Origin of the sequence: Xylanibacter brevis P6B11, from assembly GCF_000621825.1 — a bacterium.
In the GTDB taxonomy this organism is placed as follows: domain Bacteria; phylum Bacteroidota; class Bacteroidia; order Bacteroidales; family Bacteroidaceae; genus Prevotella; species Prevotella brevis.
On the sequence record NZ_JHXG01000009.1, the window covers coordinates 1 to 13,923 of the forward strand.

The window sequence follows — 13,923 nt, forward strand, 5'->3', positions numbered from 1 at the left end:
ATGTGTTAAGCCTGTAGCTAGCGTTCATCCTGAGCCAGGATCAAACTCTTCATTGTATAATGTTTGTATCTTTTGATCGCCGCTCCCCTATATAATAAAGGAGGACTATCTATTATCTGTTTCAGAATGACTATCCAAAAAGTATCAAGTCTATCAACCTATTTTAAAATATGATTGACGGTTCGTTACTGTTACCCAAGTGCTTTTCAATTAAGATTAGCACTCGCTTCTTGTACTACTTCTCTGTCTATGTAAATCTTTCAAAGAACTCTTCTTGTTTTGCTGTGAGGAGGTGTTCCTCGTAAGCGGATGCAAAGGTACGGCTTTTTTCGGAACCACCAAAACTTTTTCGGGAAAAATTTGAGAAATAATGCATTTTTTATGTTTGTCTTGATATATATCAATACCGGTATTATACACTCTCCTTATATTATATATGCGCGCGAAATGACGCCCCACCCTGAGCCGCCCGAGAAAAAGACGACTTCTACCTTGATTTTTCATCGAAATCGAAGTATGAAGCTACTCACAGGCCAAAAAGAAACAAAGAATCCCGGCATCCGACCCCAGATTCGTGCCTTCGCAACACAGAACGAAAAGGATGGCGTTGCGAAAGCGCAGGTCTCGCAACCCAATACTCACGCTTTTGTAACTTTCGACTTAAGTCAACAGATCTTTCGACTTAAGTCAACAGATCTCACGACTTAAGTCAACAGTTCTCACGACTTAAGTCGAAAGATCTCACGACTTAAGTCGTAAGATACCAAAGTGCCACTATTGCATTGCAACAGTGGCGCTATAACACCGTAATAGTGGCCGAATAAGAAGATAATGTAGTGTTTTTGCCGATGAATAAGTTTTTCAATTTATAATACGAAGCTATCTTATCGTTTCTTTATAGCCTCGAAATCAGTGTTCAAATCGAGAGTTCTAAACCTTTCATCGGTCAATTCCTTGCGCACCACAATACTCTTGATACGCTGATTGACCAACGCATTGGAATAGAAGTTTCTTTTCTGCAAACAAAAAACCAGCACCTCGTATCAAGATGCTGGTTGTTATAGTGGGCGAAAATAAGGTTACTGATTATAGATAGTTTGAGGTTTTATGACGGAAGAAGTACGAAAAAGTTTGGAAGATAAGATAAATATACTTATCTTTGCAGTGCGAATGAGAGTTGCATATAGGCGCGATTACATCAAGCTCCGCAACCGTTCCTTATATACAAAGCCGTTGGTCGAGCACCTGCGGCTTTCGTTTTTAATAATTGAAACATGTACCAGGTACCTGTTTTATTCAAATAATAACATACACTTACATTATTAACTTAACATGCAGGGGGTACGCGTCGTCAAGGTTCATAAGGGTCTCTACATCGTAAACGGCAAATAGGTCGTGATTAAGTAAAGCCTCTCCCTACCCTCTCCCCAAGTAGGGAGGGATACCGATAAAGAAGTGGCGGCACCCGCAAGTGCCGCCACTTCTTTTGTGTGTTGAAAATCATCGGGACCAGTCCCCTAGTGTCAATAGACACCACTATGAGACTGAGGCCAGATCCTAGGTATCTTATTTAAGCCTTTACATAAACAATTCACCAGTTGCGGCAGACAGCGAAACTTTACATCTATCACAGATATCTGTTATTGTGGCACCATTACGCGATAAGCCATAGAAATTATCCTCACTGATAAGAACATATTCCCATTCACAATTCATTCGCTCTTCGGGCTTCAGTTCGTTTATCTTGCGTGCCCACTCTACTGCGGCAGTCTGCTTCTGTCGAACGTTTTTATCAAACAGCTTGTCGTTCCCCTTTGTCTCTATCAGATATATCTTCTTCTTCGTACCAACGATGAAGTCAGGATGATAGGTAGCCATTAGTCCGTCTTTCCTCATGTAATAGATGACTGCGAAGGAATGCTGGCTCTCGTTTATCTTCAAGAAGCGCTCCACCTCTCCGTCTCTGTCGAGAAATTCAATAAATGCCCTCTCAAATCCTCCACGACTGGTAGGATATCCCAGACTTTCGTAGATGCATTTGCTGACCACTAATGAGAAAGACTCACGCATCTTAATCTCTGCAACAGACGAGAACTTGGTATGCACCACCTGAGCATCCGTCGTCATGATGTTATTTTGGATGTTGAAGATAGCTCGTGCCATCTCCTCGATGATATGCTTTGTAACAATAGCATCTTTCGATAAGAGTATCTTCCAGTCACTTCCATTGAAGGGATTAAATGGCTGACCAAACAGTCTTGTACGGATATACATATCTACAACAGCTATCATACGAGCCTCGTTAATCTGAAGATTAGGCACAGGCATTTCCTTATGGGAAGATATTCTGTCAAATCTCAGCGTGATGGTACGAAGTAACTTTTGCAGATATTCATTATAACTGGTAGCTGTAAACAGATTGGCTGTTACCTTATACCGTCCAAACTGCGTCTTTGACAATGCTTCTTGAGAGATGAAGGTCTCACCTTCAATAGCCAAGAACTGGCGCAACTTGTCCAAAGGAAAGGCTGTAAATGGCTGGAGCGTATTGATGTCTATATCCACATCCTCCAGTTCCTCTTCCGCTTCTCTAACTATCATGGGCCAGTCAAAGTCAAACTGCACATAGTCCTCACGTAACCCCACTCTGATTAAGTCACCTGTTGCACCACCTGCGCCTGTTTCGCCTGTATCCTCTGCTGCCAGTCCTTCGGCAAACAATTCTTCATAAAACTGCAGGAAGGCTGGGTGCTCAATGATGCTTAGCATATCTATATAAGTAGTGGGGTGCGTGTGAAGCTGAAGCACTCGCTTTCGATCTAGTTCTTTGATGCTCTGATAATCTGGTTCTCGCCACATCAGACGCAAGCCTCTACCTATAATCTGTTCCAATAAGATAGGAGCCTCCGAAGAGCGAAGCGGAACTATCACACAGATATTATTCACATCGAATCCCTCACGCAGCATCAGCACAGAGATAATAACTTTGGGCTTCTGGTATTTGTCGATATCAAAGAGTTTCTTTTTGGTTTCCTTCCATTCCTCTTCACTTACCTCTCCTTTGGCATTACTGTCGATGGTGACAACATCTTCTTGTGCCAATCCATCTTCCAACATCAGTTGGTTTACAAAAGGAGCCACAGACGTGTCTTCGCAGATGACCAGCATCTTGGGGTTCTTGTTTTCATCGACAGCCGTAAACTCTGTTTCCAGTCTCTTCAGTTTTGCCAAGCCTGCACGCAGCATCAACCGCTGTCCGTCGCTCAAGTCACAGACCTTATTCCGCTCGTCACGAACAGCCTTGTAATCCAAGTCCTTCAGCTCTGTCAGCTCCTGACGACGATCCAAAAGCAACGTTTTTACTAAACCCTTACGCATAGCAGTAGCCAAATCGAAATCTACGACGATATGGGGAAAGTAGCATTTTTGTGCTTTCTTTCCAGAACCTCTTTGGTCGTAGGGTGTAGCCGAGAAATCCACTTGGAAGAATCGTTCACCTTTCTTCTCAGAAATGACGTTCAATCCTTTTTGCCATTCCACTTCCTCTATCTCGCCATTCCGCTTCAGTTCATGAATATGGTGAGCTTCATCATTAATCACCATAATGTCCTCCAGACTTGCAAGATACTCCAGTTCCGAACCTCGCAGATAGCGACGATCCAGCATACCCAAGTCATTGCCGGCTGCCTTGCCAGGACGGATAGGCAACAACTTGTCAATAATCTCTGAGGGTGTCAGTTCTCCGTCTTCACCTGTATTCTCTTCTTCTATCTGGTTTTCAAAAAGATGCCAGTTGGTGAGGGCTATCAGTCCATCGCCAGTTGTTTTTCTTCCTATACCTTCGTCTTTGGTGACGACATTATTCTGAATGAACGAAAATACCTCTTGCCGATAGTGAACAGGTATAAAGACTTCCTGGTTTAGATAGAAGTCGTTGGTTTCAATATCCCGTTCTTCCTTATCTCGCTGCATCCGACCGCAGAATGCATCCAGCAGACGGTCATATACTATCAGACCAGGAGCCACTATCAGGAAGTTCTTGGTAAAACGTCCGCTTTTTACATCCTCATGACGAGCATTCAGCATCTGCCACAGCAACAGGGCATGCATTACCCAAGTCTTACCTGTTCCTGTTGCCATCTTTACGGCATACTTGGGCATCTGATATTTCTTCTGCCCCAAGGTTGCTAACTCTACAACAGGCATCAAGTCTGGCGTCAGTTGTTCGTAATACTCCATCACGTTCTTTACGCCCATCACTTCATGCAGATATATCACATTGAGAATCGCCTGACGCTGACCTATATGGAAGTTACGATTACGCAAAGAACAGTACTCCTCCGAGAACCAGAACTTCAACAACTCTTGCGTCGTGGGTGTCACTTGTTCCAACAGTTCACCACTTTCCCATGCTGCATTCACCGTCTCGCTGAGTCGCTTGGCTAACTCCAGCGAAGCATTCATTCCGTTTGTTGCCATAGCCTATACTTCCTTGATTACCTGACTTTCAAATCCAAACACATCTACAGCCTTGATGCACACCTTTCTCTGAGCCTTATGGGGTACTCTGAGACGAGTCTTATAGACACAATGCAGCGGGTCGTTGTCGTTCTCCATATTCTCCCGATAGTCCTGCCAAGTGGAGCGGAAGGTCACCCCGTCGTAGTCGGGGTCGATGCTCCAGTATTCTATCAGCGAGAGCGGGTCTCGCTCCAACACCTGTTGCAGTTTCTCTTTGTCCTTATCATCCAGCGGGATATTGTCTGGCGACAGCAGCACATAGTTCTCCAACTCCACGTCTATCTCGTCCTGATCGCCATTCTGCTTCACCACCAATGGCTTAGCCACCAAGTATTGCAGCGACGAGAAACGAACGGACTTATCATCTATCAGTTTCTTGAAGCCTTTCTTGGCCAGCTTATCCAATAGATCTGGTGGTATCACCAATACCTCCACGTTCGAGTTCTCATACTTCTGAATAGCTTGCGAAATATCAAAGGCAAAGTTCCAACCCAGCACAACCACCTTTTCCCAATCGCCACCAAGCAGCGATGCTTTGGCTTCTACAGCCTTGCGGATAGTAGCAGCAGTTGTCAGACGATTAGGTGAATCTACCATCACCAGCGTTCGCGTACCTTTTATATATCCGAAGTTCCTGTCGTTCGTCTGTTCAGGTGTAAAGGGTAGTGCACCATACAGACCCAGTACCACTTGGCTCAAATCACCTACGTGCTTATAGCGCTTGTTATTCCTAAACGCCTCCTTCTGATAGTCGCCAATACTCTGATAAAGGAATGGTTTCACTTCCTGATCTATGAAACGCTTACGCATTACCAACGAAGCAGGCTTACCAATATCGCAAGTTATCCATCGTCTGCCTAATCGCTCAGCCACAGCAGCCGTTGTGCCGCTACCTCCGAAGAAGTCGCAAACGAGGTCGCCCTCGTTGGAAGAAGCTTTGATGATGCGTTCGAGAAGGGCTTCAGGCTTTTGAGTGGCATATCCTACATTTTCCCTTGCAGAATTATTAAGTTTATCTAAATTCCACACATCGTCAATAACCACACCATCTTTCATCGCTTCATCTAAATAACGTCTAACTCTATTTCCATTTCCTGCGTCAGACATTACATATCTTCTACCATTTTCGTCGGTATATGGCTTTTGTTTTCTTCGTTTTATATATTCTTCTTCTGATTCCCATTGTTCAAAAAAGGAATTAAAATTATGGCCATCATCATCAAATGAATAGAAAAGAATTACATCATGTCTCTTTTCAAAAGAGTTCTTTAGTTTTTTGTTCCATCCAGAATATTGCCAAACAATTTCATTTCTAAACTTTTCTTTACCAAAGATATCATCAAGAATAAGTTTCATATAATGTCCAATGTGCCAATCAATATGCACAAATAGGCTCCCTGAACTAGATAGTAGTTCTCTTATAAGCGCTAATCGAGGATATATCATCTTCAAATACGAAATGGTTCCTTCTTCCCAAGTATCTGCATACGCGAACTGCTCAATGACCGTTGGCTTCTGCTGAATATCCGTACCTGGCAAAGAAATCTTCGTCCGATAGTCTGCTTTGGAATCAAACGGTGGGTCAATATAGATAAGGTCAACTTTACCACGAAGTGAAGGAAGCCCTGTCTGGGCATCACCAGCAAGCAGAGCTTGCATTGCCAAAAGATTATCACCATAGATGAGGCGGTTCATCCACTCCCCATTGCCGCCAGCCATTGTGAAGGCATTAGGTATCTGGGGCGTACTGCCCTTAAACAGTCCACTCACATCCTTACTCGGCAACACTAACTCATTGGTCTGAAGACCAATTTGCGTACCACTACTTAGCCGCTCCAGTATCTGTGCAGCCTCACGCCTGCCCTCACTCACTATTCGGGGCAGTTCCTCAATTAACGATTTAGCCATGTAGCATTATAGTTTTATAATGCGTCGAGCAAATAAACAAATGTTCCTACAAATACCTTGCTCATGTATAGACACAAGAAGTGGACGAATCCCCGTCCAACGTTCAAGGTACTTGCAGGAAACCTACGAAAAGGAACAAAGAAACGCCCACATATCAGTGAGCGTCACCATTATTTCTTTTCGAGTTCTTTCCACCTGCAAGTTTCTGAACGTTTTGAATAATAGCCAACGCTAATGTTTTAACCTCAAAAATCGTACCGCCACCCTGCACTCAGGGAATCAAGCCATGATAGGCAAGCATCGTTTTAACGATGTATCGGCAATACTTATGTGCAAAGATACATATAAAATTTCAAACAGAAACATTTCTTCGTAATATTATATTTCTTTTTAATAGAAGTTTCTTTTCTGCAAATAAAAAACCAGCACCTCGTTTCAAGATGCTGGTTTTTATAGTGGAGGAAATAATTATTATTCTTTTATTATTTCGTTTTGACGATTGTCTTGATAGCGGGCCAGCAACTCACGTTCTTGTTGCTGAGCCTTTTCCAAGAACTCGCGATAGGTGTCGCTTTCTGGATGGAAAGGACGATGGCCTAAGGCCTCTTTGATGGGCTTCCATTCCTTCAGAAACTGCTTGGCGCTGTCGCTGAACAGCGTTTCAACTAGCTTTTCCCAGATATACTCCACGGCCTGTGCCGATGGATGAATCATGTCGGGCTGGTAGAAACGATAATCGCGCAACTCGTCGAGCACGATCTCGTAGGCGGGGAAATAGAAGGCGACACCGGGATTGCGAGCCACCAGCTCGTTGACCGCCAACAGCAAGGTGGCTTTCGACAACTGACTCTCGTGGAAGCCGTACTTCTGATAACGGATAGGACTGACGGTGAGAACAACCTGAACGTCTGAACGTCTGGCGGAAAGTTCATCGACCACCTGTTGCAAGGCATCAACGCACTGCTGCACAGACAGTTCCTCTTCCTGGAAAAGACGCTGCGGACGCTTCTGACAGTTATCAACAATCTCGCCCGTTTCCTTCAGGCGATAGACGTGGTTGGTGCCCAACGTTAGAAACGCCACACGCGGTTTGGCGTCGGTGCGCATGACGGTGTGAAGCACCGATACGGGGTTGTACATCACACCGTAGGGATTGACAACGACCGGAAAGCGCTCCTCCTTGAAACGACTGCCGATGCTGTCAGCAAAGCAAGAGCCCACGAAGAGAATCTCTTCGAGGGGCTCAATGCTGAATGGATAGCTGGGAATATGAACCTTGGTTCTAAATTCCATATTTATTTTTGTTTCTTTCGATAGGTAAAGAACAACAGTACCAGAACCAGAAGGACGAGGATGACCAGCGAGGTGTAGGCAATGACCTCGGTGGTGGTGATGCTCTGCGGGAAGAAGCTGAGCACAACCTCGTGCTCGCCACCCTCGATACGCATGGCACGCAGTACATAGTTGACGCGTCCCAGTTCTACGGGCTGACCATCGACGGTAGCCTCCCAACCGGGATAGTAGATCTCGGAGAATACCAGTACCCCACCCTTGCTGCTCTTCACCTGATACTTCAGCTGGTTAGGCTCGTAAGCCGTCATCTTCACCACGGCAGCCGTGTCGAGCGCAGAGGCCTGTCCGAGCACGTCGGCAAACTGTTTGTCGGCCACCGCCTCGTGGCGGAGGTTGATGGTGCGCAGCGCGTTGATCTCGGCAGTGGCATTATCCACATAGCTCAGCTTATCAACAAACCATGCGTTGCCCTGTGCATAGGGGTTGGGACGGTAGAAGTTCTGCTGTGCCAAGAGGAAATACTTCGTGTTCAGCATGTTGAGCACAGGCCACAGACTGTCGCCTGGTGCCTCCTGCAACTCGCCATTGTACTGCTGGAGCGCAGCAAACACCTGGTTGTGCTCCCGACTGATATAATAGTCGATGAGGTCCTGATAGCGGCGAAGCTTGGCGGCATGATAGCCACCAATGCTCTTATGATAGTAAGATGTCTCGTTCTCGTTGAAGAGATTGCCAGCCAGATTCAGCACACGATAGTCGAGCGACGTATCTGCCAGGATTTGACGATCGGCATCGGTCATTGGGCGCACATAGCGCTGCTCCACCTTCTTAATGAACTGATGCTCGTCGTTAGGATTCAGATAGCGGCGGTTTACCTGCCACAGATCGACCAGACAGAGCACCAACAGGACAGCCACTACGGGCAGCGCCTTCAGTTTCTTAGCACGATAGAGCAACAGCATCAGCGTGCCAACGACAATGATGAAGAACGAGCGCCAACAGTCGGCAGTGAAGATAGACTGACGTGCATGACTCAGTGCCGTGAGCAGCGACTGCGCATCGGCAGGAGCTGGCAGGATGCGACTGGCCACGGTGACCTCAGCATTAGAGTAGAAGTCGAAGAACAGCGTAGGCATCAGCGCAAAGAGCAGCGACATGCCGCCCGTTGCTGCAAAGGCGCCATAGAGATAGTAGATTTTCTTTCCGGCAAGTACCTCGGGCTTCTCGATGACCTCCTTGAGGGCCAGCATGGCCAGCAGTGGAATGGTGAACTCGGCAATGACGAGGATAGACTCGACGGCACGGAACTTGGCATACATCGGCACATAGTCGATGAAGAGGTCGGTCAAGCCCATGAAGTTCTTACCCCAGGCCAACATGATGCTCAGGATGGTGGCTGCCAGCAGTGCCCACTTCATAGGACCTTTGACTATAAACAAGCCAAGCACGAAGAGCATCAGCACGAAGGCGCCCACATAGACGGGGCCCATGGTGCCGTGAGCACCGGGCTCCAGGCTCTCTTCCCAATACTGTGTGAAGTAGATGGGCTGTCCGCCGGTGGTCTCCTTGAAGAAGCCATTGGGATTAGCCAGTTCGCCAACCACCGCCAGGGCTGGTGCTTTCTGTCCACCACCCAGTTCCACTTGTTCTTTCTCCAGAATATCCTTGGCAGCCTCATCCTCCCAAATCACGTGTGTTGAGGTGCCGCCCTTCACATTAGGAACCAGCAGACTCCAGGTCTCACCGATGCCATAGCTATAGTCGGTGATATACGAGCGTTCCAGTCCGCCAGCGGTCTGGTTGCCGGCATCGCTCTTTACCAGTTCGCTACCGCCACGCATGGTCTCCTGCGAATACTGCCAAGTGTGATACAGATTAGATATGTTGGCCAAGATGCCGAGCAGTCCGCCCACGGCAACCATTGCCGTAGCCTTGCAGAAATGAGCCATCTGCTTCTTGCGCACGGCGTCAACGAGATAGGCAATGAGCATAAATAGGATGACAAACAAGTAATAATAGGTCATCTGTACGTGGTTGGCCTGCACCTCGAGGGCCGCAAAGATGCCCGTGACAACGGCACCCAACAGATATTTCCCCCTGTAGGCCAGCACGATACCACCAATCATAGGGGGCAGATAGGCCAGCGCCATCACCTTCCAGATATGTCCGGCAGCAATGATAATGAGGAAATAGGTGCTGAAGGCCCACAGGATGGAACCCAGCGCAGCCAGCTGCTGACGAAAGTCGAAGGCACGCAACAGGATGTAGAAGCCCAGCAAGTAGGCAAACAGATACCACACGTTGAGCGGCAGCCACAGATGATAGGCATCGGCCACCTTGCTGATGACCTTGTCGCTATTGTAAGATGGCGACAACTGATAGGTGGGCATGCCCGAGAACAAGGCGTTGGTCCAACGGGTACGGTCGCCCGTGCGCTCCATGTAATCAGCCTGTTCCTGGCCTGCACCTACGCCAGCAGAGATATCTCCCTGGTTCAGCACACGACCCTCGAAGTCGGCTGGATAGAAATAGGCAAATGCCAACACCACAAAAAACAACACTGCCACTGCATCCAGTAGCCATGGTTTCAACGATTTCATAATCTTGCAAGTTATTATTTATTTGGCCGCAAAATTACAAAATAAATTCGTACTTACCACGTGAATTTAAAATATTTCCACTATCTTTGTCGTCAAAATACAACAGAAAGAATGAAAATAGGAATTATTGTCGCTATGGACAAAGAGTTGCAACAACTGCAACAGGTTTTCAAGAACAGCGACGTAAGAGTAGAGAAATGCGGCATCGGCAAAGTGAATGCCGCACTGGGCGCCCAGCGCATGATCAACGAGTTTCACCCCGACATCATCATCAGCAGCGGATGCGCCGGTGGCAATGGGGATGATATCAACGTGCAGGACATCGTGGTGAGTTCCGAACTGTGCTATCACGATGTGTACTGCGGAACGGCCATCGACGACAAGACCGTTTACGGACAGGTGCAGGGTCTGCCCGCCCGCTATCAGACAGACCCCGAATTGCTGCGCAAGGCCCTCAGTCTGAAGACCGAAGGCATCACGATTCACGGGGGCCTCATCGTGACCGGCGACTGGTTTGTGGACTCTAAAGAGAAGGCTCGCGAGATTGTGGGTCACTTCCCCGAGGCGAAAGCTATCGACATGGAGTCGTGTGCCATCGCACAGACGTGTTATATAAATAAGGTGAAGTTTATCTCGTTCCGTGTGGTCAGCGACATCCCCCTGCGCGACACCGATGCCTCGCAGTATCATGACTTCTGGAACACAGTGGCAGAGAAGTCGTTTGTCACCACTCGCACCTTCGTAGAGAGTCTCTAAATGCCCATTAACTTAAGAGGCAAAGGGGTCTGAACAAGCGCAGACTCCATAAATAAGTCAAACTACATAGGGGAACTGAAAACGCTTGTTCAGACCCCCATCCCCCTCGCTCGGCTTTGCCGCTTGGCTCGTCCAAGAACTTAGGGGGCATTAAAGAAATGGAAGTAATACAGAGTTTTACAATAGACCATACCCACCTGAAGCCCGGCATCTATGTATCGAGAGAGGACAAAGGATTTACTACCTTCGACCTGCGCATCACCGAACCCAACCAGGAGCCTGCCGTGGCACCTGCTGCGATGCATAGCCTGGAACACCTGATGGCGACATGGTTTCGCAACAGCGAGGCAAAAGACGACGTCGTGTATGTTGGTCCGATGGGCTGCCTGACGGGCATGTATATCATCATGACCGGCACCTATACGGTGGAGGACATGCGCCGACTGACCATCGAATGCTTGGAGTGGATACTGACACAGAAAGAGGTGCCCGCCACACGTCCGGAGGCTTGCGGCAACTATCTGTTGCACGATCTGCCCATGTGTCACTGGGAGAGCCGCCGATACCTAGATCGCCTGAAGAACGATTTCCACTGTGAATACACCAAATTGGAAATCAAACTGGAAGACGGGCGCATCTTTGCCGACGCATAATAGCACAACAATATATTGACAAGAGACATACTTACAAACCAACGGTAAGTATGTCTCTTTTTCTTAGTCTTTATGACAACATCAAAAATATTGGGGAAGGGGTAAAAGTTTAAGTAAAATATTTGCACATCAAGACAAAATACATTACCTTTGTACCGACTTTAACCATATAATTACATGAAAAAAAATATCGCAATGGTTGTCATGGCCGCAAGCCTGATGGTAGGCTGTGCACCAAAGATAACGACCGAAATGACTACACAGGCGCTGGAACCGAAAGCAACCAGCCAAGTGATGATACTGGGCCATAGGGACACAATACCCAACGAAGCGCGCAGCATCGGGCAACTAAAAATCAAAAGCCGACACTCTTCGCTGCAAAAAAGCTACACCCGAATACTGAACCTGGCTGTAAAAGAAACAGCACAACGGGGCGGCAACATGCTGGTGGTGGACCATAGCGACATGAAGAAGAACACGTTGAAAGGTACGATGGCCTACTACGACGGCGAAACAAACAGCGCCCTGACGATATCACCTAAACGCATCAAGAACCTGTTGGCTATGGGCATACAGCAGAACCAGTCACCCATACAGGCCATGAGCAAAGAACAAGAGCAGATGGTGAAGCAGCGTCAGGAGGAGGCCGCACAACAGGTAATAAGCAAATATAGCACATTGGCTGAGGTAGGAGATAAAGAAGAACAGCAAGATACCACTATAGAAGAGAGCTCTTTTGAAGATGCAAGCAGCTATTTCGACGTCGAGAAAGAGAAAGAGTCACGAAAAGGTGTCATTAAGATTAGTGGTGGGCCGATGTGGACTTTATCGAAAATGTACCTCTCGAACGACGGTAGAGACTACATCTCTAACGCCAGAGGTACTGCTTTCGACCTATCTATCCACAGCATAGGAGACCTGTGGGGCTATGGCTTTGACCTGTATGGCAGCCAGACAAACCTTTCAATAGGCAACTACTTCAACACGTCGAAAGTGAGTTATAATTTCTTCTATGCCGGTCCTAGTCTGGTTATGGGCGGCACATTCGCTCAACACTTCTATGCAGACCTTTCCGTGGGCATTGGCATGGGGTATTATCACGACAGTGGTTCCGACGATGTGGGATTTGGCATGAGGGAATCGGTGGGACTCGGTGTGATGCTGAACAACCACTTTAGCGTTGGCATTGATGCAGCTATACAGATGGCCACATTCAAACGACCAGAAGGATTCAACCAACCTGAGAACGAAGCTTATGGCTTTAAATGTGCAACAGTGATGCTGACACTACGCACACACTTGTAAGACGACAACAATAAACCAAAAACACACTAACAATGAGGAAAAACAACGCGAGATGGATACTATGCATAGCCATGCTATTAGTATCACTAACAACCACCGCACAGAAGAAGTTCTGCATGACCTATGAAGATTTCATGGACAACAAATGGGAAGAACTGGACTCTATACACATCAAGACCCACAGTAAGACGCATCAGATGTGGTGGGGCGGCAGTGACTTTGCCTTCACCACGGGCAACAAGTCTATTGACAAACTACTGAAAAAAGAAGCCTTTGCCATCGCTATCAACAACACACTCTACGTGAACTGTCGCGACCTGCGGTTCGAGGGAACACCCTTTGGCAATGGTTATGTGAAGGCCAGACGCATTGGCAAGCGCAGTCTGCTGATCGTAAACAAAATAATCGGAAAGAAAATAGCCCAGTCAGAATTCGTATCTGCCTATATGTTTGGCGCCATTGGCGGAGCCATCAGTGCCAGCAACCACATGAAACGTCAGGTATGTTACCTCATCTCGCACGGTAGCAATGAAAAGGGTGTCATCGATCTGCGACTGATAAACGACAGACTAATGGAAAAGATGTTGAAAAAGGACACCGATCTTTGCAACAAATACTACTCGGAAGAAAAGGACAACAAACGAATGCTGGCCAGCCATATCATCCCCATTCTGGAGCAAGCCGGCCTGTTCGACCAGAAACACGATAGTCAGGAATAAGACTGTAGCAAAAAGGTCAGACTATCAGAATAAAAGAAGTGGCACAAAGGAACGAATCCTCTGTGCCACTTTTTTATGTATGCCATCCGAACGATGGAGAGCAGTATTACTGCTTGTTAGCCTTGACCTTCGGTCGAGCCTGCTTGCGTTCGGTAATCGATGCAAGCA

Annotated in this window: 8 protein-coding genes; 4 read left to right on the top strand and 4 right to left on the bottom strand. The window is 47.2% G+C overall.

The features are described 5' to 3' along the window. Positions 1 to 1,578: 1,578 nt before the first annotated feature. The 4 genes from T496_RS0105435 to T496_RS0105450 all read right to left on the bottom strand — a co-directional run bounded on the left by T496_RS0105435 (position 1,579) and on the right by T496_RS0105450 (position 10,322). Positions 1,579 to 4,479, bottom strand: coding sequence for a DEAD/DEAH box helicase family protein (locus tag T496_RS0105435; protein ID WP_027449845.1), 2,901 nt, complete (start codon positions 4,477 to 4,479; stop codon positions 1,579 to 1,581). Positions 4,480 to 4,482: 3 nt separating this feature from the next. Continuing rightward, the gene (locus T496_RS0105440) at positions 4,483 to 6,429 is read right to left on the bottom strand and encodes a site-specific DNA-methyltransferase (protein WP_027449846.1); all 1,947 of its coding nucleotides are present in this window, start codon (positions 6,427 to 6,429) and stop codon (positions 4,483 to 4,485) included. A gap of 471 nt (positions 6,430 to 6,900) precedes the next feature. Next, positions 6,901 to 7,722 (bottom strand): GSCFA domain-containing protein, encoded by an 822-nt coding sequence (locus T496_RS0105445; protein ID WP_027449847.1) that lies wholly within the window; start codon positions 7,720 to 7,722, stop codon positions 6,901 to 6,903. A 2-nt stretch (positions 7,723 to 7,724) separates the two neighbouring features. Continuing rightward, complete coding sequence (locus tag T496_RS0105450) at positions 7,725 to 10,322, bottom strand: YfhO family protein (RefSeq protein ID WP_027449848.1); 2,598 nt, start codon at positions 10,320 to 10,322, stop codon at positions 7,725 to 7,727. Positions 10,323 to 10,433: 111 nt separating this feature from the next. Between T496_RS0105450 and mtnN the strand changes: the two genes are divergently transcribed. The 4 genes from mtnN (at position 10,434) to T496_RS13560 (ending at position 13,755) form a co-directional block, all read left to right on the top strand. Then, positions 10,434 to 11,078 carry a 5'-methylthioadenosine/S-adenosylhomocysteine nucleosidase gene (mtnN, locus tag T496_RS0105455; RefSeq protein WP_027449849.1) on the top strand — a complete coding sequence of 215 codons (645 nt, stop codon included), beginning with the start codon at positions 10,434 to 10,436 and terminating at the stop codon, positions 11,076 to 11,078. Between the two features lie 158 nt (positions 11,079 to 11,236). Next, on the top strand, positions 11,237 to 11,731 hold the full coding sequence (locus T496_RS0105460; RefSeq protein ID WP_027449850.1) for an S-ribosylhomocysteine lyase: 495 nt from the start codon (positions 11,237 to 11,239) through the stop codon (positions 11,729 to 11,731). A gap of 177 nt (positions 11,732 to 11,908) precedes the next feature. Further along, positions 11,909 to 13,036: a porin family protein gene (locus T496_RS0105465; protein WP_027449851.1), complete on the top strand. Its 1,128-nt coding sequence runs from the start codon at positions 11,909 to 11,911 to the stop codon at positions 13,034 to 13,036. Between the two features lie 71 nt (positions 13,037 to 13,107). Beyond that, a complete protein-coding gene (locus T496_RS13560; protein ID WP_052342094.1) occupies positions 13,108 to 13,755 on the top strand; it encodes a DUF6563 family protein in 648 nt (215 codons plus the stop codon). Positions 13,756 to 13,923: the final 168 nt, after the last annotated feature.